Origin of the sequence: Massilia aurea (genome assembly GCF_040790145.1) — a bacterium.
GTDB lineage: Bacteria > Pseudomonadota > Gammaproteobacteria > Burkholderiales > Burkholderiaceae_D > Telluria > Telluria aurea_C.
Genome location: NZ_JBFMMP010000004.1, coordinates 155022 through 178535, shown reverse-complemented (window position 1 = coordinate 178535; position 23514 = coordinate 155022). Strand labels below are relative to the sequence as shown.

The following is a 23514-nucleotide window of genomic DNA, read 5'->3' as shown; positions in this document are numbered from 1 at the left end:
CGGTAACGATGATCGCACTTGCGCGGCCAACCCTACGCATAGCTACTGCACCACGATCTGCTGTTCGACCGGTCCCAGGTCGGTGATGGTCACCAGGACATGCAGAGGACTATCCCAGTCCACATGCAGATGGAATTCGACGCCGCCGTCGCCACCCTCGGGATCGTGCGGCCCGATATTGGTGACGTACACATTGGCTTCACCCAGGTGAGGGCGCCCGGGCGGTGAATCGAACGGGTCGGTACCGGGTTTCCATTCGGCGGCCGAGATCAGGACAGCCGAGCTTTCAGTCAAGCCGGCCCAGCCGACATTGCGGCGTACACGGCCTTGTACATTGCGGTAGATGAGCCGGATCGAACGTGCCATGGCGCCTCCAGAAGTCATGTGCGGCACGCCAGCCGTGCCAGTGCAAGTTCGATCCTTGCGCCGGCAAAAAGATCGGCAGCCCGATATGGCTTCCTTGTGCCAGCGCAAACCCGGGCATCACATCCGCAACGGTGTTTCACTTTTTCTGATTTTCACGAAATAGGCCCTTTTCCCCATCCTTCTCTGCTGATCGTTTCCTCACGGCATCGACAATAATGTTCTCTATCGATGGGCATGTGCCCGTCATGCAGAACATAGATTGAAGCGCGGAGAACCAAGATGAAAGTGAAGAAATTTACAGCGGCAACTTCCCGGGATGCATTGCGCAAAGTGCGCGAGGCACTGGGCCCCGATGCCGTCATCCTGTCCAACCGTCCGGTCGACGGCGCGGTCGAGATCCTGGCGCTCGACAACGACGACGTCGCCTCGCTGTCCGCGCCAGTCGCGGATTCCGAGATGGCCCAGCCGAAGCCGCAGCTGCAGCACTTTGACGAACTCGCGCCAGCCGCGCCGCGCGCCACGCCAGCCCGTCGTTATCAGGATGCCGGCCCGGCCATGCACGCACCGGTCGCCCCCGCCTACGCCGCACCAGTCGCGCCGCTGGCGCCGGCCGAGCCAGCCTCGACCTACGCCGAGCGCCGCGCGCCAACGCCGGAGCCAACCGTCGACATGGCCGCCATGACCGCCATGATGAGCGCCGCGATCACCCAGGCGAAGGAATCGGCCGCCTCGGAAGTGAGCGGCATGATGAGCGAAATCCGCGCCATGCGCGGTCTGATGGAAACGCAACTGGCCGAACTGTCGTGGGGCTCGACCACCCAGCGCGAGCCGCACAAGGCGACCGTGCTGCGCGAGATGCTCGCTGCCGGTTTCTCGGCCACGCTGGCGCGCTACATCATCGAAAAAATGCCGGCGATGAACGACGCGGCGCAAGCCATGCGTTGGGTCAAGACCGTGCTGGCCCGTAACCTGGCCACCATCGGCAACGAAGACGCGATGCTGTCCGAAGGCGGCGTGTTTGCCCTGGTCGGCCCGACCGGCGTGGGCAAGACCACCACCACCGCAAAACTGGCCGCGCGCTGCGTGATGCGCCACGGCCCGGACAAGCTGGCCCTGATCACCACCGATGCCTATCGTATCGGCGGTCACGAACAGCTTCGCATCTACGGCAAGATCCTGGGCGTCATGGTGCACTCGGTGAAAGACGAAGCCGACCTGCGCATCGCCCTGAAAGAACTGCGCAACAAGCACACCGTGCTGATCGACACCATCGGCATGTCGCAGCGCGACCACATGGTGGCCGAGCAGGTCGCGATGTTGTCGGGCTCGGGCGCCGAAGTCAAACGCCTGCTGTGCCTGAACTCGACGTCGACCAACGAAACGCTGAACGAAGTCGTGCGCGCCTATCAAGGCAGCGGCCTGCACGGCGCGATCATGACCAAGATGGACGAAGCAGCCTCCACCGGCGGCGTGCTCGACATCGTGATCCGCCAGAAACTGAAACTGCACTACATCTCGAACGGCCAGCGCGTGCCGGAAGACCTGCACGTGGCCGACAGCGCGATGCTGATCGACCGCGCCTTCCGCAACCGCGGCGCCGCGCCAAGCGACGCCGACCTGCCAATGCTGATGGCAGCCGCAGCGCAGGCCGACCGCCGCGAGGTGTCGCATGGCTAGTTTTGATTTCGACCAGGCCGAAGGCCTGCGCCGCATGCTGCAAGGCCCGCGTCCGCGCGTGGTCACGTTCCTGTCGGCCACGCCGGAAGACGACAAGGGCGCGATGCTGGTGAACCTGGGCGCCTCGCTGGCCCAGGCCGGCAACGAAGTGCTGATCGTCGATGCCTGCGACGTCGAATACGGCGTCGCTCGCCGCCTGGGCCTGAACCGCGGCGCCTCGCTGCTGCAGGTGGCGCGCCAGGAAAGTGCCCTGAACCAGGTGATCCATCCGGCCCCGCAAGGCTTCTCGGTGGTGCCGATGGGCACGCCCGAAACGACCGACGACGTGCGCCGCCTGGGCAAGACCTTCGACGTGCTGGCCACGCAGGCGGCGATCGTGATCGTCGATGGTGAACTGGGCCCTGACGGCGAGTTCCCGGTGCCGTTGATGTCCAGTTCCGAGATCGTGATCCAGGTCTCGACCGGCGCGGCCTCGATCACCAATGCCTACTCGCTCATCAAGCGCCTGACGCAGGAGCTGGGCCGCCGTCCGTTCGGCATCCTGGTAACCGGCGCGACAGAGGCCGAAGCCAAGGTGGTATACGATAATATGTCACTGGCAGCAACACGTTACCTGGCCGTCAAGCTCAGTTTCATGGGCGCCGTGCCGGCCGACGAGTACCTGCACCGCGCCGCGCGCCTGGGCCGGGCCGTGGTCGATGCTTTCCCGTTGGCCGGCGCATCGGTCGCGTTTCGCCAGCTGGCCGGCAAGTTCGCACTGCCCGCACTGCCGCAGTTCGGCCGCCAGGGCAGCGCTTCGATCGGTTCGTAATACAACAACACCAGCCACACGCACATAGAAAAAGACTCACACCAGCATGTACACGGTCAAAGGGAAAGCGGACAAGAATTCTTTGCTGACGGAGCATATGCCGTTGGTAAAGCGTCTTGCCCACCACATGAAGGCAAAGCTTCCGCCTTCGGTGGAGGTCGATGACCTGATCCAGGCCGGCATGATCGGTCTGCTCGATGCGATCAACCGCTACGAGGATGACCACGGTGCGCAGTTCGAGACCTACGCCGTGCTGCGCATCCGCGGCGCGATGCTCGATGAGTTGCGCTCGAGCGACTGGATGCCGCGCAGCACGCGCCAGAACATGCGCAAGGTCGAGGGCGCGATGCAGAATCTGCAGCAGCGCCTGGGCCGCCCGCCCAGCGAATCCGAAGTGGCCGAGTCGCTCAAGATTTCGCTCGACGAGTACCAGGACATGCTGGCCGACTCGGGCGGCCACCAGCTGCTGTACTACGAAGACTTTCATGCCGACGAAGGCAGCGACAACTTCCTCGACCGCTATGCGGTCGACGATGCCGACCCGCTGCGCAGCCTGATGGAAACCGATTTTCGCCAGGCCGTGATCGATGCGATCGACAATCTGCCGCCGCGCGAAAAGCTCCTGATGGGCTTGTACTACGAAGAAGAACTGAACCTGAAGGAAATCGGCGCCGTGATGGGCGTGAGTGAATCGCGGGTGTCGCAGCTGCACACCCAGGCCGTCGCACGTTTGCGCACCACCTTACGGGAGCAATTATGGACTGGGCCAGCGTAATCGGCCTGGTGCTGGCGATCGCCGGCATCTTTCTCGGTTACACGCTCGACGGCGGCAGGTTTGCGTCGCTGATCCAGCCTGCGGCATTCGCCATCGTGGTGGTCGGCACGTTTGGCGCGGTGCTGCTGCAAAGCGAGCCGCGCACCTTTTTGCGCGGCATCGGCATGCTGCGCTGGGTCTTCGTGCCGCCGAAGAACGGGCGCCAGAAACTGTCGCGCGAGATCGCCCTGTGGAGCCTGACGGCGCGCCGCGACGGTTTGCTATCGCTCGAACAGTTCATGAACAAGGCCGACCCGTTCGTCGCCAAGGGCTTGCGCCTGGTGGTCGACGGCATCCAGCCGGACAAGGTGCGCAGCCTGCTCGAGCACGAAATCAACGGCTACGAATTCGCGCAGCGCCAGGCGGCGCGCATCTGGGAATCGGCGGCCGGCTATTCGCCGACGATCGGCATCCTGGGCGCCGTGCTGGGCCTGATCCACGTGATGGAAAACCTGTCCGACCCGGCCCGCCTGGGTTCCGGCATTGCGGTCGCGTTCGTCTCGACCGTGTATGGCGTGGGCATGGCCAACCTGTTCTTCTACCCGGTCGGCAACAAGCTCAAGGCCATCGTCAGCGACAAGGTGTCGCAGTACGAGATCCTGGCCGAAGTCTTCGCCGACCTGGCCAGCGGCGACCATGGCCGCGTCGTCGACGAACGCGTCGCCAGCCTGCTCACGCACCACTAGGACGCCGACGCCATGGCCCGCAAGCGCTACGACGACGATGTGCCACTGGAAAACCACGAGCGCTGGCTGATCTCGTACGCCGACCTGATCACGCTGCTGTTCGCGTTCTTCGTCGTCATGTACGCCATTTCCATCGTCAACGAGGGCAAGTACCAGGTGCTGTCCGATGCCCTGGGCGATGCCTTTGGCGGGCGTGGCGCGGCCACGCAGGTCAACACCAATGTCGAGCCGGTGCTGCCGCTGTCGCACATCATCAACCGCCGCCGCAACGAAGCGGCGCGGCGCGAGCAGGAAAAGATGGGCGTGATGGCGCGCGAACTCTCTGCGACCCTGCTGCCGCTGGTAAAGTCGGGCCAGGTGCGGGTGACGCAGAACGCGCGCGGCATCAGCGTCGAGATCAATGCCAGCGTACTGTTCCAGCAAGGCGAAGCGGCGCTCGACGGCGAAGGCCAGGAAATCCTGGCCGAGGTGGCGGGCCTGCTCAGGAACGACACGCACCGCATCGAGGTCGAAGGCCACACCGATGACTTGCCGATCGCCAATGGGCTGTATCCATCGAACTGGGAATTGTCGACCGCGCGCGCGAGCAGCGTGGTGCGGCTGTTCGCGGCCAACGGCGTGCTCGATGCGCGCCTGTCGGCGATCGGCTTTGCCGCAACACGGCCGGTGGCGCCCAATACCGACGAAGCAGGGCAGGCGCGCAACCGGCGCGTGGCGGTGATGATCCTGGCGGCGCTACCGGAGACCGGCGGTAACATACTTCAGTGAATGTATTGATGGAATCATGTCATAATTGTCCGGCAGCATCGCGCGGGCGGTGCCCGCCGTGAATCCTGGAGGAGTCGCAATGCATGTCAAACGAAGCTCGCCGGCGGCCAAGCTGGCAATCGTGCTGTCGCTGGTCGGCCTGGCAGGCGCAGTCGATACGGCCGAGGCCAAGGTGAATGTCCATCACCGGCTGGAAGTGGAAACCGGCGCCGGCAAGGTCAAGGTGCGCGTAATGATCGAGAACCGGGGCGATGCGCCGGTATGGATCCCGCGCGAGATCGCACTGGGCGACGATCTGAGCGCCCCGCGCTTCGCACTGAGTTCACTGGCGGACACGGTGGCCTACACGGGCCGCATAGTCAAGCGCGGCCCGCTCGGGCCCGCCGATTATCTCGAAGTCAAACCGCAGACGACCTACCTGAACACGCTCGACATCACGCAGGCGTATGCGTTCAAGCCGGGGCAGCATAGTTACGAGATCCGGTATGCGGGACCGTGGGTGACCGACCTGCGCAAGCTTGACGCGGGCGCGCTCAAGAGCAGCCCGGCGCTGCCAGTCAAGTTCTCGCACACGGTCAGGCTGGCCGCGCACTGAGTCACGGCGCCGGGCGAGCGGCCCGGCAGCACGCCTTGGCATTGGCGTCGACCGAAGAAACTGTGCAACATTCTCTTTTCAGTCCGCAAGGCTGGCCAGGATATGTTCGAGGTCAGCAAATTGCACCGGCTTGGTCAGGTGATGATCGAAGCCGGCCTGCCTTGAACGCTCCCGGTCGCTGTCGGCGCCCCAGCCCGTCACCGCCACCAGATCGAGTCGTTTCGCGCCCGGCATGCGGCGCATGGCTGTGGCGGCTTCATATCCGTTCATGCGCGGCATCCCGATGTCCACGAACGCGATCCTGGGCGCGAAATCGTCGAACGCAGCGAGGGCGTCGATGCCGTCGTGGGCCACGCGGGTAACGTAGCCGTTCAATTCCATGATCATCGACAGCGTCAGTGCCGAGTCAACATTGTCGTCCACGATCAGTACCCGCATGCCGGCCGCTGATGTTCTGGGCGAGCCCGGTGTTGCATCCGCAACCGTCGTGTCCAGCGCTGCCGGCGCCTGCACCAACGGCAAGCGGAGTGTGAAGGTACTGCCCTGGCCGGCGCTGGCGGCAGTCACGCTGCCGCCATGCATTTCGACCAGGCGCCGCACCAGCGACAGGCCGATGCCCAGGCCGCCCTGTGCGCGGTCGATGCTGCTGCCGATCTGGCTGAACATGTCGAACACGCTGGCCAGTGCATCGGGTGGAATGCCGATCCCGGAGTCGACCACGGTCACGACGGCATCGGCGCCATCGCGTGCGAGCTGCAGCGCGATCGTACCACCCGGCGGCGTGTATTTGGCGGCGTTGTTGAGCAGGTTCGCGACGACCTGCGCAATGCGCGTGGCATCGACATCGGCGCTGAACCCTGCCTGCGGTACAGCGACGTGCAGGGTATGGTGGCCGGCATCGATGATGGGCATGCTCGTCTCGATCGCACTGGCGATCACCTGGGCCAGTTCGACCCGGGCCTTCTTGAGCTGCAGTTTGCCGCCGCTGATGCGGGCAATGTCGAGCAGGTCGTCAATCAGATGGACCATGTGGCCGACCTGGCGCTCCATCATGGCATGCACCTTGTCGCTGACCCCGGGCTTGTCGCCGCTCATTCGGATCACGCTCAGGCCGTTACGGATCGGCGCCAGCGGGTTGCGCAGCTCATGGGCCAATGTCGCCAGAAATTCGGTCTTGCGGCGATCGGCTTCGGCCAGGTCGGCAGCCAGCTTGCGCAGCGTGTCGCCTGCCTGCTTTCGCGTAGTAATGTCAGTGAAGAGGACGGCCACGCGGGTGCTGCCAGCCCCGCCGATTCTGGTCGCATAGACATCGAACCAGCGCTGTAGCGACGTAACTTCGTTTTCCAGGCGAATCGCCTGGCCGGTGCTTGCTACCTTGCCGTAGGTGTCGATCCAGAATCGGCCCATGTCGGGTATGAGCGCCAGCGCCGTCTTGCCTGCAGCGCCGGACAGGCCGCAATGCAGTTCGAACATGCGGTTCATTTCGATGTGACGGTAGTCTGCCGGACAACCTGCCGCATCGAAGATGATATCGATAATGCAAAAGCCCTGATCCATCGATTCGAACAGCGTCCGGTAACGCTCTTCGCTGGTGCGCAGATCGTTTGCGGCGCGCTCGTTGTCTGTCATGTCGAGAACGATTGCCACCATCCCCTGGAAGGCACCGTCCGGCCCGCGCAAGCCATTCAGGCTGCTCGTGGCCGGTACGGCCGAGCCGTCCCTGTGCACGTAGTGTTTTTCGATGATCGCGCCAATACCGTCATCCAGCAGCTTTGCCAGCACGTCTTGCGTTGCCTGGACTGACAGCGGGGCCGTCAGTTCGATCGCGCTCATGCCGATCAGCTCATCACAGGTGTAGCCGAGCATATCCGCATAGCGCTGGTTCGCAAATACGATACGCCCGTCCAGGTCCATTTCGACAACGCCCGTCGCGGCCTGGCTGACGAGTTTTTCAAAACGCTCGCGGCTGGCGTGCAGAGCCAGTTCGGCCTGCTTGCGTTCAGTCTGGTCGACGCCGTGCGCGAGCAGGCCGGTGATCGTGCCATCGGCATCGCGCAGCGCCATGTAGACAAGGTCGATGAAGCGCTCTTCGAGCGGCGCGCCCGGTTCGCGTTGCAGCATGACCGGCAAATCAAGGCCGACGAATGGATCGCCGGTCTGGTACACCTTGTCCAGCAGTTCGAAGAAGCCCTGACCGCTGACTTCCGGCAATGCGGTGCGGATTGGCAAGCCGACGACATCGCGATTGCCAATCAGTTGCACATAGCGGTCATTGGTCAGCTCGACCACATGCTGGGGCCCGCGCAGAACGCACATGAAGGCCGGCGCCTGGCGGAAGATGTCGCTCATCCTGTCGTTCGCGGCCTGCACTTCGCGCATCAGGCGATCGTTCTCGCTGGCAGCCTCGATTTCGCCCGTTACGTCGGTATGCGCGCCAACCCATTCCACCAGCTCGCCTGGCGCACTGGCAATCGGCACGACGTTCGCGCGCATGTGGCGGTAAGCGCCATCGGCGCGTCGCAGACGGTGCTCGAGACGAAATGCCTGGCCGCTCTGGCGCGCCCGCGCCCAGGCTGCCTGGGTTGCCGCGCGGTCGTCAGGATGCACGGCATCGAGCCAGCCAGTGCCGCTGTAGGCGGCAAACGGCTGACCGGTGAATTCAGCCCAATCCGGTTGCTGCGTTTCAAAACAGCCTTCCGTTGAACAGTACCAGGTGATGGCGCTGGTGGCTGCCACGAACGCGCGCAGCCGGGCCTCGCTGGCCCGCAGTTCATCCTGGGCCAGGTGGGTGTCGGTGATGTCGCGCGAGACGGCCAGCAGACTGGGGTGCCCAGACCCCGGGTCGGTCACCAGGGACACGATGACGTCCCACCATCGCGGCGTACCTTTGGCGGTCGGGCAAAATGCCCTGAAGTGGCCTGTGTTGCCGTCGATGGCGCTGGCGATCGCAGCACTGATCTGGTCGTGGCTGTCTTCGGGCCAGAACGATTTCCACGGTTGGCCCCTGAACTTGGCGAACTCGTCGATTTCCATGGCACACAGGCCATTTTCATTCATGGCCAACACCTGGCCGTCGCAATCGAGGAGCTTGACGCAATCTGGACTGCTTTCGAAAAGATGCGAATCAAGGCTAAGCGCGAGCAAGCCGGCCGGCGGTTCAAACGTAATCGACATAGCTGGAAACTAGTAACGGTCTCTTGATTAAAGCGAATTGGACTGGTGATAAAAGACGCTTGTATGCACATAGCTTTTATCACGCTGCATTGTAGGTCACCTCCTACATATCGACCGTCCACACGACAAAAATCCTCAAATTCGTCAATTTTCTCGATCCGCTTGTTGTAATTTAGAGAAAAAAATGGTGGATTTGACGCTGTGCGCCCGCTGCCGCGGTAGTGATTCAATCGGTCGCAGTGTCGTGTTCTTGGCTGATATCCTTATTCGGGCCTACCACTGACACCACCGTCGGCGGCTTGTAATTGTCCGGGTCGATCGACGGCTGGACGATGTGCTTGAAAATGTTCGCTCCTTGCGCCTCGCGCCGTTCCTTGCTCGGCGGGCTGATGAACACGATGCTGGCGCCGCTCGGGTCGCGCAGGTTGATCGCGGCCGAGGCGCCGCCGTCGATATAGCTGCCCATCACACCGACTGCCATCTGCACGAAGAAGGTCGCGGCGCCGGTGTTGCCCATGCGGTGGTCGACGTCGATGAACTGCGACGTCTTGCCGCTGTCGATTTCCGGGCCGCCCCGCGCGGCGTAGGCGTGGAGGGTGCCTGCGAGTGCGATCTTCTGTTCGGTGTGGTTGTTGAATGCGGCGATGATGCGGGCGGGACCGGCGACGCGTTCGGGTTCGGGCAGCGTCTGCAAGGCCTGCTGCCAGCCAGCCTCCAGGATTTTCTGGCGGGCGTCGCGGCGCGTGACCGGCTTGCCTTTTTCATCCTCGAACTTGACGAACACCGGGCAGTGGATGAAGCCCATGGAGGGCAGGGCGTCGAAGGCGGCGAGCTGGTTGTGGTTCCAGGGGACCGGGAACCAGGGGGTGGGTTTCCAGTCTTTCGGCGGCGGATTGGCCCAACGTTTGTAGGCGTCGACCAGGGTGCTTTCGGGTCTGTCGAAGATGGGGTGTTTGGCGAATGCGGCTGCGGCGGGGAGCCATTCGGCGACGGTGGGTTGTCTGGTGATGCCTGGATATCTGGCGGCCGCCCATGCAGGTATTGGGACGTTGTCTTGTAGCTGGTAGTACATCTGGCGCAGGGTCGCTTGCAAATAATCGTTGTCAGGGTCGTTCCACGCATAGGGACGCAGCGGTTCGACCCGCTCGCGCCGCGCCAGTACTAACACTGCACTGGCGTCTGTGAATTCGGGAATGTAATGACCGTCCCGAACGCGAAATTCTTTATTGGCTGCTTTTCCATAGTCACGACTTGAGTCACTGTCCGTACTGAGCAATACAAGGTAGGGAAGATCCGGGTTTGCATCGAAAAATGCGAATGCTTGTTCAAGTAGTTGGTCGGGGCGTTCGCCGACCTGCCACGGGCCGATGACAAACAGATGCCACGCCATGCCGGTCCCTTCGGCGTTGCCAGCCAGTCCAGCCATCGGCCAAGTTTCACTCGGCAGCTTCTCAGGGTCGTTCATTGGACCGCGCGCGTACATCGATGGCACGCCCCAAAACATCGGGGACGGATCGGCGCCGTTCTCCAGCGAATCGTTAGTGCGACTACCCGTCACTCCCCGCTTGTCAAATCCGGTCCACGGATACTTGTTGGGATCCGGCTCGCGAATACTGGTAAAGGGTCCTCCTTGCTGCAGAATGTTCCATAGTTTTCCTTGACGATACTGTTCAACTGTGACGCCCAAGCCCAGCACTTCAAGTACATATTCGCGATGGGATTGTTCGATTGTCGCGGCAGCTTCTAGCTGCTTGAGTTGCTGCGTTTTCAGCTGCCACTCGCGTTTACGACCGTCGGCGGCATGCGTATCGAACAACCATTTGCCACCAAACAAAGTAATCACCAACAACAGAGGAATACCAATCAAGCGTAGTTTGTTCATTGTCGTCTCCATGTCCAGATCGGTAAGCTCCGGACGTAAAATCCAAACATCAAAGATCATCCAGAGCAAAAGTAAGGCCGGAAATGCGATCAGCGCCCCCATCAGGTATTTCCATGTGATAGGGCGCTTAATGTTGATGTCGTCGCTCGGAACATTGCTCATGACTTTCCCTTCGATGTGGATGCCATTACGCGTTTGCCTGACGTTGTCTCGGAAATGACGATGTCCCACAGCTTTCCCGTCAACAGCGGTAACCCAGTTGGAAGAGCACCACTGGAGTAATATTTCGCGCTACCTTCAATGATTTGTCTGCGCCAGTCTGGTTCACTTGCAATGTATGGGCCGAACGTGGCGAGAAACTCGTTCCAAGTAAGTATTCCGAGCCGCGCCTCACCATCAATGCCCAGAATCTTCAACCGCCAATCCGCCACCGCACACAAATACGCATAAAACTTCGGATCGCTCACCGCCTTGCCACTCCCAATCGACAAATCGTACGCAGTCACTTGCCGATGATTCTTGCTGCTGGCGAAGATCACGCTATGAAACGATTTCGGACTGTATTCGTGCTGCCAGCGCAGCCTTGCCGCGTTGGGACTTTCCTGTACCAGTGCCGCGATCACATGGCCGTGACGCGTGGCCGACAGGATGCGCGCCATATCGTCGGGATTGGTGCTGCCAGGTAGCCGTGCTTTGTTGTACGCGGCTTCCAGCCGTCCAAGGTCTGCCTTGGACACCACGTCATTGACGCCGCGTTCGATCGATACGGTGACCGAATCCGACAACCGCTCGGGTCTGACCAGCAGACCGCTGCCACTCGTGACGGCGGTGGCAGCATCAATCGCATCGATTTCTTCACAGGGCCCGCGATCTTCGCGTCCGACGCGCGCGCGCATCGATGTGGCAGGAATCTTGTCCGCACTGATCTGGCTGCCACCAATATCGGCCTGGCAGGGCGTCTTGAGCGCTTCGCCATTGATCGTCCGAATGCCATAACGATGCACGCCATCACTCAGACTGAATTGCCCAGCCTCCGGCAACGATTGGCGCAGCGTGCGGCCGCTGGAAGCCACATGAGTGTGGTCATCTTCTCCTGGAAGTCGCAGCACAAAATCGTGCGGTGGCTGGCCAACCAGCACTGGCGCAGCTTTCCCCAGTCCGGCTGTGGGTCGCATCTTTGCCGTGAAGACGCGCTGATGGAAGGAAACGCCCAGTTCAATCAGCGCGTTGCGCCGCACTTTCATCATTGAGGGCGACGGGCCAAACTTCGCTTCATCACCAAGGACGTCGATCTTGTTCGAGGGCGGTGGCGCCACCAGATAAGCGACGGAATCCGGAACACCCTGCCAGCCAATCCCGCGCATATTGTCGAGCGCCACCGTCATGTCTTCCGGACTGAAATACAGATAGACTTTGCCCCGGTTGTCGCGATCCGCATCCGGTTTCCAGCGACCATGCACCATGCCGCCGCAGCCCGTCTCGCTGATGCGTGAGAATACCGGCTCGGTTGCCTTCGACTTTGCGACACCAGCGACGATGTTCACCAGCGTCTGCAGGCGCGCATGAACGCTTTGCCTGCTGGCGATCAGGTCATAAAAGTCGTTCATCGCCGCGTCCTTATCGCCTTGAACAAAGGTAGCTGTACGCATTGCCATGCCCATCTTTTCATCCAGGCTATACGGCGGATGCGTGAGAATCAGCGTATCCGCAGTACGCTCGCCCATCTCCATCAGAAAAGCCTGGGCCAGCAGGCTGATCAAGCAACCCTGGCTGTGCGCAACGATGTTGACGGTGTCATTTGGCTCGTACTGGCGAATCATCGCGACCAGCGCCGCCAGCCGCCGCGCCGCGAGCACCATGTACAGGCGGCCCGGCCCCGTCTTGATGGGCCTGAGCGGGTCACCGGCCGGATCGATCAGCGCATACACGCCCCGGTTCCACATATCGGGCAGGGTACTGGTGGCGTTGCCGAACGGGCCGCCGCCCTTTGACAAATCCTTGTCGAGGCGATTGCCGTTGCGGTCGGTCTTCTGGCCATTCACGGTCCGGGTCTGATTGCTCACCTCACGAAAACCCCAGTAGAACGGAATCACCGGACTATCCGTATCCGTTTCCACGTTACGCTTGAAGAACACCGCATCCGGATCGTCCAGTACCTTCTTCTTGTCATCCGCTCCAGGCATCCGGTAGGTCCCAGGCTTGAATTTCCGCAGTAGCCGATCCTGCAACCCCGCACACAACCCTTCCTCGACCGCGCTATAGCTAGTCCCCACATCATTCACCCCATGCACCACGATGATGTTGCAAGGTTTCTCGCGCGGCACATCGATGACCTTGTCGCGCGTACGTCCCGGCTGCAGCACTGCATATGCACACGTGACAACGTACTCAGGCTTCGGATAACTTTTCCCGGACATCGCTGCCTCCGCTTATTGTTCGCCGCCGCGCGACAGCGCGATCTCGGCCATGTGCATCGCATCGCGCGCCAGCAATTCGGACTTTCCCTGCGCATCGCTGACGCCCTCGAGAGTCGTGCCATCGCTGAGCGAGACGCGCATCTTCAGGTCTTGCACCGGCGCGCCCAACGGCTCGGTACCGTCGTCGTCCACCGTGCCGCGCGGGTAGCGCAGTTCCAGCTTCTGGTCCGCGCCGCCAGCACCAAAATCAGGTAACTGCGCAGCCATCGACTCCGGCCCGTCGAACGTGTAATCCGGCGCATGAAACTGTATAGGCGCCTTGCTGCCCAGCACAGGGGGGCCGTCGCCCAGCTTGAGGAACGAGCCATCGGCCGCCACCAGCAGGATGATCTTGCCGGTCACCGTCACCGTGCCCTCGGTCGCTGTGAGCTGCATGTTCTTTGCCGATTCGATGGCCGTGTCGTCGTGCTGGCTCTGCATCAGGAGCTTGCCGTTGTGGGCGATTGCATGCAGCCCGCCGTGATGCGCGAACAGCGACAACCCCTTGCCGGCATTGACCGAGAACCGCTGGCCCGCAGTCAGTTGCATATGCTGCTGCGCGACCGTGTCGACGTTGGTGCCGGCGTAGCTGACCACCGCTTTCGCGCTGGCGAAGCCGATCCCCGCCGGTGCCGTCACGGCGATCACCGCTTCGCCTGGCGCCGCCGCCTGCGGCCTGGTATTGCTGCCGTCTTCCCATCCGGTAAAGCGCGCCAGCAGCGCCTCTTGCTCGGCCGTATCGATGGCCAGCCCGTGGTGCTCGGCGGCGTAGTTGCCCAGCGATGCGCACAGCTCGCCGCAGTCGCGCAGCAGTACCAGATAATCGTCGCGGGCCAGCTGCGCACCCTTGTCGCCGCCACCACCGAGCAGCTTCCAGGCGCTGAGCAGGATGCCGCGCGCCGCGTGCAAGGCGATCGCCTCTTCGGTGCGCAGCTCGGCGCCTTCGCCGCGCGCGCTGGCGCTGCCTTTCTTGCGCGGTTCAGTCAGAAAGCCCAGATTCAGTTCGCTCGATGCGTGGTCGCTCGCCAGCTGCGCGCTGATCTGGCCCGACGTGTCGTCAAGCCGCAGCTGATTGCCGCGCTGGCCACGGATTTCGCTGCTGCGCAGGCCCGACTGGTAGCGGTTGGCGGGCAGGCCGTCTTCGCGCCGGAATTCGGGTGGCGGGGCGCCGCGGTTGTAGACCTGTGAAATGATGACGGGCTTGTCGGGGTCGCCACCTGCGAACGCCACCAGCACCTCGGCGCCCACCGGCGGCAACAGGCGCGCGCCACACTGACCGCCCGCCCCCAGGCCGTTGCCGGCCCAGCCGGACGCGACGCGCACCCACGCCGAATCGGTATCCGAATTCGAGGCGCCGGCGCCATCGGCATGGGCGTGATCCTGCGTCCGGGTCGCCGGGAAGCGAATCTTGACGCGGCCCAGGTGATCGCACCAGACAGACTCGTCCTTCGGCCCGACGACGATGGCGCTTTGCAACTGCGGCTGGGGAATCACCGGCGGTGGCGGCACGATCCGCACGCCGCGCCGCACGCAGGTAAAACTGGATCGGTAGCGCAGCGGTCGGTCGGTGTCGCCACGTTGCGCGATCTCCCAGCCGTTGCGCGCAAACAGCTGGTCGATATGCGCGCCGATGTCGCCCGGCAGGTTGTTGGTGGCGCAGAGGCGCTGCGCCGTGACGACGAATTCGCGCTCCTCGAGCCGGTGCGTGTCGATCTCGGGATGGCCCGTCAAACCGAACCATTCGCCAACGGCCAGGTCGCGCACCGCCCCTTCGCCATGGAAGCACTTGGCGACAAATTCCAGGTGCGCCATCCTGGCGTCGCTGATCGCCAGCAGATCGTCCCGGTTGTCGCCCAGATGCGGCGCCGTGATGTGGTGTTGCTCCAGCGTGGCGGCCAGGGCGTTGCCGCTTCTGCCCTGATCGACGTGCGATGCAGAGATGGACGTCAGGTTGCCACTGGCCGGGTTCAGGTAATCCCAGCTGTTGAGCGCCATCTGGCCGGGCACCAGCGTGCGCTCGGCGTTCCAGAGCGTGATCGCGTCGCGCTCCTCGGTCGCGGCGTCGCGATGAAACCGGATGGTGCCGGCCGCATTGCACGCCAGTTGGTTGACGTTATCGAACAGCACCAGCGTATGACCGATATCACCCGCCTGGCCCTGCTTGCTGCCCATGCCCGGCTGGAAGAACCAGGCGATGCCGCGCCGCTGCATCAGGCGACGCATGAAGGCGGCGTCGGATTCGTCGAGCTGCAACGTGAACGCGCGCTTCGGAAGCTGGCGGTTGAACAGGCTGCCGGCAATCTGGAAGTCGAAGGTCGAACCGATCACGCGATTGTTTCTTTGCCACTCCTTGAGAATCAGTTCGATGATCTCCAGTTCATTCTTGTCACGGAACACCCGGGTTTTCGCCCCGGCGTCCATGACCGACAGCGCGTCGCGGACAGTGAGCTTGTAGGTCGCGAGCCCGCCATCGCTGTGGCCGGACGCTGCCACCGTGACGATGCCGCAGAGTCGGCGCAGGCCGCCCCGGTCGGTCACGATCTGCAATTCGCACGGCACGCCAATGAAGTCTTTCAGACTCAGGGTTGCACTCTCGGACAAACATAGAATTTGCAGCTCGAGGCTGCCGCACACCGATTCGGTGGCGCTGACACATTGCGGCAGCAGTGTGTCGCCGCCCGTGGCGCCGGGCTGGCCCAGTACCATGCGCAGGGGCCGGTTGCGCGTATCGAGCCGGTAGTGGGCCAGGGCGGCGGCGAGCGTGGTCGCAGGGATTGCCATGGTGATTCACTCCTGGCCAGGTTGCGGCGCTGTGGTGAACGCCATCGCGCGTTCGGCGTCCATGGCCGTGACCAATTGCTCTTGCTGCGCATTGGCGCAGTTGGCGAAGGCGAAACGAGGGTGCATGGGAGACTCCGGTTGAGTTTGAACCGGATTACTCTCGCTCCAATTTCGCTGTCGATAGTGCGCTGCCAGCGACAATCGCCGTCGATCTTGAAGCACGTCATGTGCTCGGCGAAATCTAACGCAAAATAACAACAGCGGATCGACAGGCATCGCCTGCACTCGCAGGGTTTGCTATTATGCAACTATCGTATCCAACATCCCATGCCTCTCGAACACGTTGGATCGCCACCGGCCTTCCCATGATGATCCAGACTACCGTGCCCTCCGACCCGCAATCCCCTGCCGCCGCTGCTGCCGTTGTCGTTGCCGAGAGCACGGCTGCCCGGGACATCCGCGAGACGAGCGAGGCCGATGCGCTGCGCGACGCCCACGCGCTGCTCGGCCAGAACCGCAACTACCTCGAACAGGTCATCGACGGCATGCCGGCGGGCTTGCTGGTCATCGACGCCGAGCGCCGCGTGCGTTCGATGAACCGCATGATGGCCGACCTGATCGGCGCGCCGGAAGAGTCGGCCAGCGCCGGCCATCCGCTCGAGCATTGGCTGCCCGATGCCGGCCTGGTCGCGCGGGTCACGGAAGCGCTGGCCACCGGCACGCCGCAAGACCACGTGCTGGTCTCGCTCGAAGGCCGCCCGGATGGCGTGCGCCACCTCGAATTCAATATCCGCCGCACCGGGCAGGCCGACGACTGCACGCTGCTGCTGATCGGCCAGGACATCACGTTTCGCCGCAAGGCGCGCCTGCGCCTGCAAGAGAGCGAAGAATTCTTCCGCCTGACCTTCAGCCAGGCGGCCGTGGGCATCGTGCTGCTGGGCCCGGACGGGCGCCTGCTGCGCGTCAACAGCAAGATGGCGCAGATCCTGGGCTACAGCGAAATCGAGCTGCTGCAACGTTTCTTCCAGCAACTGACCCACGTGGACGATTTGCCGGACGAGCTGACCCTGGTCAAACGCCTGCGCGACGGCGAGATCAGCGACTACCAGCGCGAGCGGCGCCTGCTGCGGCGCGACGGCACGCCGATCTGGGTGAACGTCAGCGTGTCGACCATGCGCGACGCCTACGGCAACCAGCGTTTTATTTCGGTCATCGAAGACATCTCGCGCCGCAAGAGCGCCGAAGAAGCGCTGCTGCGCATGATCAACCACGACGCCCTGACCGGCTTGCCGAACCGGGTGCTGCTGCAAGACCGGCTCGAGCGCGCCATCGCCCACGCGCACCGCGCCGGCACCCAGGTGGCGGTGATGTTCATCGACCTCGACCGTTTCAAGCACGTCAACGACACGCTCGGGCACGACGCCGGCGACCAGCTGATCGTCGAGATCGCGCGCCGTTTAGCAAGCACGCTGCGCGAGACCGACACCGTGGCGCGCCAGGGCGGCGACGAATTCGTGGTCGTGCTGCCCGAGCTGGGGGGCGAGAACGATGCGTCGCTTGTGGCCCGCAAGCTGCTCGACAACCTGTTCCAGCCGCTGCTGCTGTGCGGCCAGGAAGTCTTCCCGACCGGCTCGATCGGCATCGCCATGTACCCGCGCGACGGCACCGACAGCGCCACGCTGCTCAAATGCGCCGACAGCGCGATGTATGGCTCCAAGGGTGGCGGCGGCAACGGCTTCAGTTTCTACATGACCGACATGGGCGAGCAGACCGCGCTGCACCTGCGCATGGAAGGCGAGCTGCAACGCGCGCTGCAGCGCCAGGAATTCGTGTTGCACTACCAGCCCGTGGTCGATATCGCCAGTGGCCACCTGGGCGGCGTCGAAGCGCTGCTGCGCTGGCAGCCACTGGGCAAGCCAATGGTGCCGCCATCCGATTTCATTCCGCTGGCCGAAGAGACCGGCCTGATCGTGCCGATCGGCGAATGGGTGCTGGAAACCGCGATGGCCCAGCAAGTGGCCTGGCAGCGGGATGGCCTGGCGCCGGTGCGCGTCAGCGTGAACCTCTCGGCGCGCCAGTTCCTGGGCCAGGACGTGGCCCAGCGCGTGGCCGCGCTGCTCGAGAAAACCGGGTGCGACCCGCGCGCGCTGACGCTGGAAATCACCGAGAGCGTCTTGATGCAGAACCCGACGGCAGCGACCGAAACGATGGCGCGCCTGGCCGCCATGGGCGTGCAACTGGCGATCGACGATTTTGGCACGGGCTACTCGAGCCTGGCCAGCCTGAAACGCTTCCCCATCCACAGCCTCAAGATCGACCGCTCGTTCGTCAGCGACCTGACCGAAGACGTCGACGATGCCGCCATCGTCGATGCGGTGATCGGGCTGGCCCATTCGATGAAGCTCAACGTGATCGCCGAAGGCGTGGAGACGGCGGATCAGCTGGCGTTTTTGCTCGCCCATGGCTGTGACCAGATGCAGGGCTTTTGTTATAGCCGGCCGGTTGAACCTGAGGCCATCGAAACAATGCTGCGTTCGCACAAAAATGCGCACTGTCAGCCTAGCAAATGTTAGTATTACCTCAACGTTATGGATGACGCCAGTTGACGTTGACAAAATATCTACGCCGCAGGGACAATGTATTTGTATGTCACCTTGTTGCTATCTGGTCATCATAGAACAGTAGCAAGAGTGGGCGAGAGGCACGTCACGCAACCGAACCTGGCGCCGTTTGTCCACGACATTTCTCAGGTTCGCGCAGCGCCCAGGCGCCGTGCAGCCACCGATACCTTTACCAGGAACTGCAGGCATGACTATCCTCGTGACCGGCGGAGCGGGCTTTATTGGCTCGAACTTCGTCATCGACTGGCTCGCACACCATGACGAACCAGTCGTCAACCTCGACAAACTGACCTACGCGGGCAATCTTCAGAACCTGGCGAGCCTGGAAGGCGACAGCCGCCACCACTTCGTGCGCGGCGACATCGGCGACGGCGCCCTGGTGGCGCGCCTGCTGGCCGAGCACAAGGTGCGGGCCGTGCTGAACTTTGCAGCCGAAAGCCACGTCGACCGCTCGATCGAAGGCCCGGGCGCGTTCATCCAGACCAATATCGTCGGCACCTTCAACCTGCTCGAAGCCGTGCGCGCCTACTGGAACGGCCTGGACGAGCAAGCCAAGGCTGATTTCCGCTTCCTGCACGTGTCGACCGACGAAGTGTATGGCACGCTCGAGAGCGACGCGCCGGCCTTCACCGAACAGCACCGCTACGAGCCGAACAGCCCGTACTCGGCCACCAAGGCGGCCTCGGATCACCTGGTGCGCGCCTACCACCACACCTACGGCCTGCCGGTCCTGACGACCAACTGCTCGAACAACTACGGCCCGTATCACTTCCCGGAAAAGCTGATCCCGCTCGTGATCCACAATGCGCTGGCCGGCAAACCGCTGCCGATCTACGGCGACGGCCAGCAGATCCGCGACTGGCTGTATGTCACCGACCATTGCAGCGCGATCCGCCGCGTGCTGGAAGACGGCCGTCTGGCCGAAACCTATAACGTGGGCGGCTGGAACGAAAAAGCCAATATCGACGTCGTGCGCACGCTGTGCGCGATCCTCGATGAACTGCAACCGCGCGCCGACGGCGCCTCGTACGCCACGCAGATGACGTTCGTGAAAGACCGCCCGGGCCACGACCGCCGCTACGCGATCGACGCCGGCAAGCTCGAGCGCGAACTGGGCTGGCGCCCGGCCGAAACGTTCGACACCGGCATCCGCAAGACCGTCGAGTGGTACCTGGCCAACGGCGCCTGGGTGAACAACGTGACCAGCGGCGCCTACAAGGAATGGGTTGGCCGCCAGTACACGCCAGAAAACGCCGCCGCATGAAGATCCTGCTACTGGGTAAGGACGGGCAAGTCGGCTGGGAGCTGCAACGCGCGCTGGCGCCGCTCGGCGAACTGCGCGCCGTGGGCCGCGCCGACGCCGACTTTACGGATCCCGAATCGCTGCGCGCCGTCGTGCGCGCGTTTGCGCCAGACGTCATCGTCAATGCCGCCGCCTACACGGCAGTGGACAAAGCCGAGACCGACGCCGCCATGGCGCACAACGTCAATGCCGTCTCGCCGGGCGTGCTGGCCGAAGAAGCCGTCGCCGCCAACGCCTGGCTCGTGCACTATTCGACCGACTACGTTTTTGACGGCACGAAAGAGGGCGCCTGGGTCGAAACCGACGCCGTCAATCCGCTGTCGGTCTATGGCCGCACCAAGTACGACGGCGAGCAGCGCATTGCCGCCAGTGGCGCGCGCCACCTGATCCTGCGCACCAGCTGGGTGTTCGCACCGCGCGGCGGCAACTTCGCCAAGACGATGCTGCGCCTGGCCAAAGAGCGCGAGACCCTGAACGTGGTCGCCGACCAGCATGGCGCGCCGACCGGCGCCGAACTGCTGGCCGACGTCACCGCGCTGGCGCTGCACCGCATCAACGTGCTGGGAGAAGACGCGCGCGTATTGTCGGGCGTGTACCACCTGGCCGCCGCCGGCAGCACCACCTGGCACGCCTATGCCCAACACGTGCTGGCACAGGCGCAGGGCCATGGCGCCGTGCTCAAGGCCGGCCCGGACGCCGTGCAACCGATCGCCGCCAGCGCCTTCCCGACCCCGGCCGCGCGGCCCGCCAATTCGCGGCTCGACTGCAGCAAGTTCAGTACCAGCTTCGACCTGACGCTGCCCGACTGGCGTCACCACGTCAACCGATTGATCGCCGAACTGTCGGCACAAGGAAACCTATGAGCGACCCCACGAAGCGTAAAGGCATCATCCTCGCCGGCGGCAGCGGCACCCGCCTGCATCCGGCCACGCTGGCGATCTCGAAGCAATTGCTGCCCGTGTTCGACAAGCCGATGATCTACTATCCGCTGAGCACCCTGATGCTGGGCGGCATTCGCGACATCCTGATCATCTCGACGCCACAAGACACGCCGCGCTTCCAGCAACTGCTGGGCGACGGCGCGCGCTGGGGCCTGAACCTGTCGTACGCGGTGCAGGCATCGCCCGACGGCCTGGCCCAGGCCTTCATCATCGGCGAAGATTTCATCGGCAACTCGCCATCGGCGCTGGTGCTGGGTGACAACCTGTTCTACGGCCACGATTTCAACCAGCTGCTCGAGCGCGCCGACGCCCGCACCGAGTGCGCCAGCGTCTTCGCCTATCACGTGCAAGATCCCGAACGCTACGGCGTGGTGGAATTCAACGACGACGGCAAGGCCATCAGCCTGGAAGAAAAGCCGGCCAAGCCGCGCTCGAACTATGCGGTGACGGGCCTGTATTTCTATGACGAGAACGTGGCGCACATGGCGCGCACGCTCAAGCCGTCGCCGCGCGGCGAGCTCGAGATCACCGACCTGAACCGCATGTACATGGACATCGGCAAGCTCAATGTCGAGATCATGGGCCGCGGCTATGCCTGGCTCGATACCGGCACCCACGAATCGCTGCTCGACGCCGGCCAGTTCATCGCGACGATCGAACAGCGCCAGGGCCTGAAAGTGGCTTGCCCGGAAGAGATCGCGTACCGCAAGGGCTGGATCAATGCCGGCCAGCTCGAAGCACTGGCGGCGCCGCTGCGCAAGAACGGTTATGGCCAGTATCTGGTCCGTGTTTTGAACGAAAAGGTATTTTGATGCAAATTACTCGCCTGGCAATTCCTGATGTCCTGAAGATCGAACCGCGCGTGTTCGGCGACGAACGCGGCTTTTTCTACGAGAGCTTCCACCAGGCCCGCTTTGAAGAAGCGGTTGGCCGCAAGGTGGCGTTCGTCCAGGACAACCACTCGAAATCGACCAACAACGTGCTGCGCGGCCTGCACTACCAGATCAAGCAGCCGCAGGGCAAGCTGGTGCGCGTGGTGGCCGGCAGCGTGTACGACGTGGCCGTCGACCTGCGCCGCTCGTCGCCGACGTTCGGCCAGTGGGTCGGTGAAATCCTGAGCGCCGAGAACAAGGCCCAGCTGTGGGTGCCCGAAGGCTTCGCGCACGGTTTCGTGGTGCTGTCCGAGACGGCCGAGTTTGTGTACAAGACCACCGATTACTACGCGCCCGAGCACGAGCGCTGCATCGTCTGGAACGATCCGAGCCTGGCAATCACCTGGCCGATCAGCGCCGCGCCGTCGGTGTCGGGCAAGGACGAGAAGGGCACGATGTTCGCCACGGCGGAGGTGTTCGACTAACTTGCGTCGAAGTCCATGGTGTCGGGATCGGTGTCGCCAGCGGCCGGCGCACCGAACAGCTTCAGCCAGACAAAGCCGAGAATGCCGGCCGTCAGCGACGCCAGCAGAATCGCCATCTTCGCCGCGTTGATCACATCGGCCTGACCGGCGAAGGCCAGGTTGGTGATGAAGATCGACATGGTAAAGCCGATCCCGCCGAGCAGGCCCGCGCCGATCACGTGACGCCACGCCAGGTCAAGTGGCAAGCGGCACACACCGATCGTCACGGCGGCAAAGGTGAACAGGAAGATGCCGATCGGCTTGCCGGCGACCAGCCCGGCGATGATGCCCATGCTGTTCGACGACAGCAGCGCGCCGGCCCAGCCGGCGCCGATCACGATGCCCGTATTGGCCAGCGCAAAGATCGGCAGGATCACGAACGCGACCGGCGTATGCAGCACGTGTTCCATCTTGTGCGCCGGCGAATCGGCATCGTCCTGCTTGTGCGAGTACGGAATGGTGAACGCCAGCAGCACGCCGGCGATCGTGGCGTGCACGCCCGACTTGAGCATCAGGAACCACATCAGCGCGCCGCCCAGCAGGTAGGGCCACAGCGCCAGCACCCGCAGGCGCCGATTCATCAGAAACAATGCAGCGAACATGGCCAGCGCGCCGACCAGGTAGCCGACCTTGAGCTCTGCGGTATAGAACACGGCGATGACGATGATGGCGGCGAGGTCGTCCATGACCGCCAGCGCGGTCAGGAAGATCTTGAGCGACGCCGGCACCCGGCTGCCCAGCAGGGCCAGCACGCCCAGCGCGAACGCGATGTCGGTGGCCATCGGAATGCCCATGCCCGGCTGGCTGGGCGTGCCGCCATTGAGGCTGAAGTGGATCAGCGCCGGCACGGCCACGCCGCCCGCCGCGGCGATGATCGGCAGCAGCGCGTTGCGCAGGTCGGACAGTTCGCCGTTGTTCAGTTCGCGCTGCAGCTCGAGGCCAATCAGCAAGAAGAAGATCGCCATCAGCGCGTCGTTGATCCATAGTTCGACACTCAGGCCGGCCAGGTCGATTTGCCAGAACGCCAGGTATGGTGCGCCCCAGGGTGAGTTGGCGACAATCAGCGACAGGATGGTACACAGGATCAGTACCGAGCCACCGGCCTTGCCGGAGGCGGCAAATTCCTTGAACGAGTTCGATAGTCGCTTCTCAATGCGCATTGTTTTTCTCCAAAATTGTCTGGGCGTCATTCGGCAACCCCCTCGTGTAATAGGGCGCCGCTGGTGGCGCGACGGTGAAAGGC

At 63.3% G+C, this 23514-nt stretch carries 17 protein-coding genes; 11 read left to right on the top strand and 6 right to left on the bottom strand.

Translation table 11 applies throughout. The features are described 5' to 3' along the window. Positions 1-42: 42 nt before the first annotated feature. Positions 43-366: a hypothetical protein gene (locus AB2N08_RS08975; RefSeq protein WP_367610295.1), complete on the bottom strand. Its 324-nt coding sequence runs from the start codon at positions 364-366 to the stop codon at positions 43-45. Between the two features lie 279 nt (positions 367-645). Here AB2N08_RS08975 and flhF point away from each other — a divergent pair, with 279 nt between their 5' ends. From flhF to AB2N08_RS08945, 6 genes are all read left to right on the top strand, one after another. Beyond that, on the top strand, positions 646-2043 hold the full coding sequence (gene flhF, locus AB2N08_RS08970) for a flagellar biosynthesis protein FlhF (RefSeq protein ID WP_367610294.1): 1398 nt from the start codon (positions 646-648) through the stop codon (positions 2041-2043). Next, positions 2036-2854 (top strand): MinD/ParA family ATP-binding protein, encoded by an 819-nt coding sequence (locus tag AB2N08_RS08965; RefSeq protein WP_367610293.1) that lies wholly within the window; start codon positions 2036-2038, stop codon positions 2852-2854. The genes flhF and AB2N08_RS08965 overlap by 8 nt, the downstream gene beginning before the upstream one ends. A 46-nt stretch (positions 2855-2900) precedes the next feature. Beyond that, positions 2901-3629: an RNA polymerase sigma factor FliA gene (locus tag AB2N08_RS08960; RefSeq protein ID WP_367610292.1), complete on the top strand. Its 729-nt coding sequence runs from the start codon at positions 2901-2903 to the stop codon at positions 3627-3629. Continuing rightward, on the top strand, positions 3611-4354 hold the full coding sequence (locus tag AB2N08_RS08955; protein WP_367610291.1) for a flagellar motor protein: 744 nt from the start codon (positions 3611-3613) through the stop codon (positions 4352-4354). Before AB2N08_RS08960 ends, AB2N08_RS08955 begins: the two co-directional genes overlap by 19 nt. Before the next feature lie 12 nt (positions 4355-4366). Next, positions 4367-5122: a flagellar motor protein MotD gene (gene motD / locus AB2N08_RS08950; protein WP_367610290.1), complete on the top strand. Its 756-nt coding sequence runs from the start codon at positions 4367-4369 to the stop codon at positions 5120-5122. A 79-nt stretch (positions 5123-5201) separates the two neighbouring features. Continuing rightward, on the top strand, positions 5202-5717 hold the full coding sequence (locus tag AB2N08_RS08945; protein WP_367610289.1) for a hypothetical protein: 516 nt from the start codon (positions 5202-5204) through the stop codon (positions 5715-5717). Between the two features lie 78 nt (positions 5718-5795). On the opposite strand, the gene AB2N08_RS08940 is transcribed toward AB2N08_RS08945, so the two are convergent. From AB2N08_RS08940 to AB2N08_RS08925, 4 genes are all read right to left on the bottom strand, one after another. After that, a complete protein-coding gene (locus AB2N08_RS08940; protein ID WP_367610288.1) occupies positions 5796-8891 on the bottom strand; it encodes a PAS domain-containing protein in 3096 nt (1031 codons plus the stop codon). Between the two features lie 226 nt (positions 8892-9117). Further along, the gene (locus AB2N08_RS08935; RefSeq protein WP_367610287.1) at positions 9118-10935 is read right to left on the bottom strand and encodes a type VI lipase adapter Tla3 domain-containing protein; all 1818 of its coding nucleotides are present in this window, start codon (positions 10933-10935) and stop codon (positions 9118-9120) included. Continuing rightward, positions 10932-13190, bottom strand: a complete 2259-nt coding sequence (locus AB2N08_RS08930; protein ID WP_367610286.1) for a T6SS effector phospholipase Tle3 domain-containing protein — start codon at positions 13188-13190, stop codon at positions 10932-10934. Before AB2N08_RS08930 ends, AB2N08_RS08935 begins: the two co-directional genes overlap by 4 nt. Before the next feature lie 12 nt (positions 13191-13202). Then, positions 13203-16010: a type VI secretion system Vgr family protein gene (locus tag AB2N08_RS08925; protein WP_367610285.1), complete on the bottom strand. Its 2808-nt coding sequence runs from the start codon at positions 16008-16010 to the stop codon at positions 13203-13205. Positions 16011-16375: 365 nt separating this feature from the next. On the opposite strand from AB2N08_RS08925, the gene AB2N08_RS08920 reads away from it, so the two are divergent. From AB2N08_RS08920 to rfbC, 5 genes are all read left to right on the top strand, one after another. Then, entirely contained in the window at positions 16376-18583 is a 2208-nt protein-coding gene (locus AB2N08_RS08920; RefSeq protein ID WP_367610284.1) for a putative bifunctional diguanylate cyclase/phosphodiesterase, read from the top strand. A 235-nt stretch (positions 18584-18818) separates the two neighbouring features. Continuing rightward, on the top strand, positions 18819-19895 hold the full coding sequence (gene rfbB, locus AB2N08_RS08915) for a dTDP-glucose 4,6-dehydratase (RefSeq protein WP_367610283.1): 1077 nt from the start codon (positions 18819-18821) through the stop codon (positions 19893-19895). Then, a complete protein-coding gene (gene rfbD, locus AB2N08_RS08910; RefSeq protein WP_367610282.1) occupies positions 19892-20797 on the top strand; it encodes a dTDP-4-dehydrorhamnose reductase in 906 nt (301 codons plus the stop codon). The genes rfbB and rfbD overlap by 4 nt, the downstream gene beginning before the upstream one ends. Beyond that, positions 20794-21687, top strand: coding sequence for a glucose-1-phosphate thymidylyltransferase RfbA (rfbA, locus tag AB2N08_RS08905; RefSeq protein ID WP_367610281.1), 894 nt, complete (start codon positions 20794-20796; stop codon positions 21685-21687). Before rfbD ends, rfbA begins: the two co-directional genes overlap by 4 nt. Beyond that, positions 21687-22232: a dTDP-4-dehydrorhamnose 3,5-epimerase gene (gene rfbC / locus AB2N08_RS08900; protein WP_367610280.1), complete on the top strand. Its 546-nt coding sequence runs from the start codon at positions 21687-21689 to the stop codon at positions 22230-22232. Before rfbA ends, rfbC begins: the two co-directional genes overlap by 1 nt. On the opposite strand, the gene nhaA is transcribed toward rfbC, so the two are convergent. Then, positions 22229-23431, bottom strand: a complete 1203-nt coding sequence (nhaA, locus tag AB2N08_RS08895; protein ID WP_367610279.1) for a Na+/H+ antiporter NhaA — start codon at positions 23429-23431, stop codon at positions 22229-22231. The two genes, rfbC and nhaA, sit on opposite strands and share 4 nt — an antisense overlap. Positions 23432-23514: the final 83 nt, after the last annotated feature.

Bases quoted from the DNA above. Each gene is read 5' to 3' on its own strand.
- AB2N08_RS08930 (WP_367610286.1), bottom strand. From the start codon at position 13,190: ATGTCCGGGAAAAGTTATCCGAAGCCTGAGTACGTTGTCACGTGTGCA.
- flhF (WP_367610294.1), top strand. From the start codon at position 646: ATGAAAGTGAAGAAATTTACAGCGGCAACTTCCCGGGATGCATTGCGC.
- AB2N08_RS08925 (WP_367610285.1), bottom strand. From the start codon at position 16,010: ATGGCAATCCCTGCGACCACGCTCGCCGCCGCCCTGGCCCACTACCGG.
- rfbA (WP_367610281.1), top strand. From the start codon at position 20,794: ATGAGCGACCCCACGAAGCGTAAAGGCATCATCCTCGCCGGCGGCAGC.
- AB2N08_RS08920 (WP_367610284.1), top strand. From the start codon at position 16,376: ATGATGATCCAGACTACCGTGCCCTCCGACCCGCAATCCCCTGCCGCC.
- motD (WP_367610290.1), top strand. From the start codon at position 4,367: ATGGCCCGCAAGCGCTACGACGACGATGTGCCACTGGAAAACCACGAG.
- AB2N08_RS08975 (WP_367610295.1), bottom strand. From the start codon at position 366: ATGGCACGTTCGATCCGGCTCATCTACCGCAATGTACAAGGCCGTGTA.
- rfbC (WP_367610280.1), top strand. From the start codon at position 21,687: ATGCAAATTACTCGCCTGGCAATTCCTGATGTCCTGAAGATCGAACCG.
- AB2N08_RS08945 (WP_367610289.1), top strand. From the start codon at position 5,202: ATGCATGTCAAACGAAGCTCGCCGGCGGCCAAGCTGGCAATCGTGCTG.
- AB2N08_RS08960 (WP_367610292.1), top strand. From the start codon at position 2,901: ATGTACACGGTCAAAGGGAAAGCGGACAAGAATTCTTTGCTGACGGAG.
- AB2N08_RS08955 (WP_367610291.1), top strand. From the start codon at position 3,611: ATGGACTGGGCCAGCGTAATCGGCCTGGTGCTGGCGATCGCCGGCATC.
- nhaA (WP_367610279.1), bottom strand. From the start codon at position 23,431: ATGCGCATTGAGAAGCGACTATCGAACTCGTTCAAGGAATTTGCCGCC.
- rfbD (WP_367610282.1), top strand. From the start codon at position 19,892: ATGAAGATCCTGCTACTGGGTAAGGACGGGCAAGTCGGCTGGGAGCTG.
- AB2N08_RS08965 (WP_367610293.1), top strand. From the start codon at position 2,036: ATGGCTAGTTTTGATTTCGACCAGGCCGAAGGCCTGCGCCGCATGCTG.
- AB2N08_RS08940 (WP_367610288.1), bottom strand. From the start codon at position 8,891: ATGTCGATTACGTTTGAACCGCCGGCCGGCTTGCTCGCGCTTAGCCTT.
- rfbB (WP_367610283.1), top strand. From the start codon at position 18,819: ATGACTATCCTCGTGACCGGCGGAGCGGGCTTTATTGGCTCGAACTTC.
- AB2N08_RS08935 (WP_367610287.1), bottom strand. From the start codon at position 10,935: ATGAGCAATGTTCCGAGCGACGACATCAACATTAAGCGCCCTATCACA.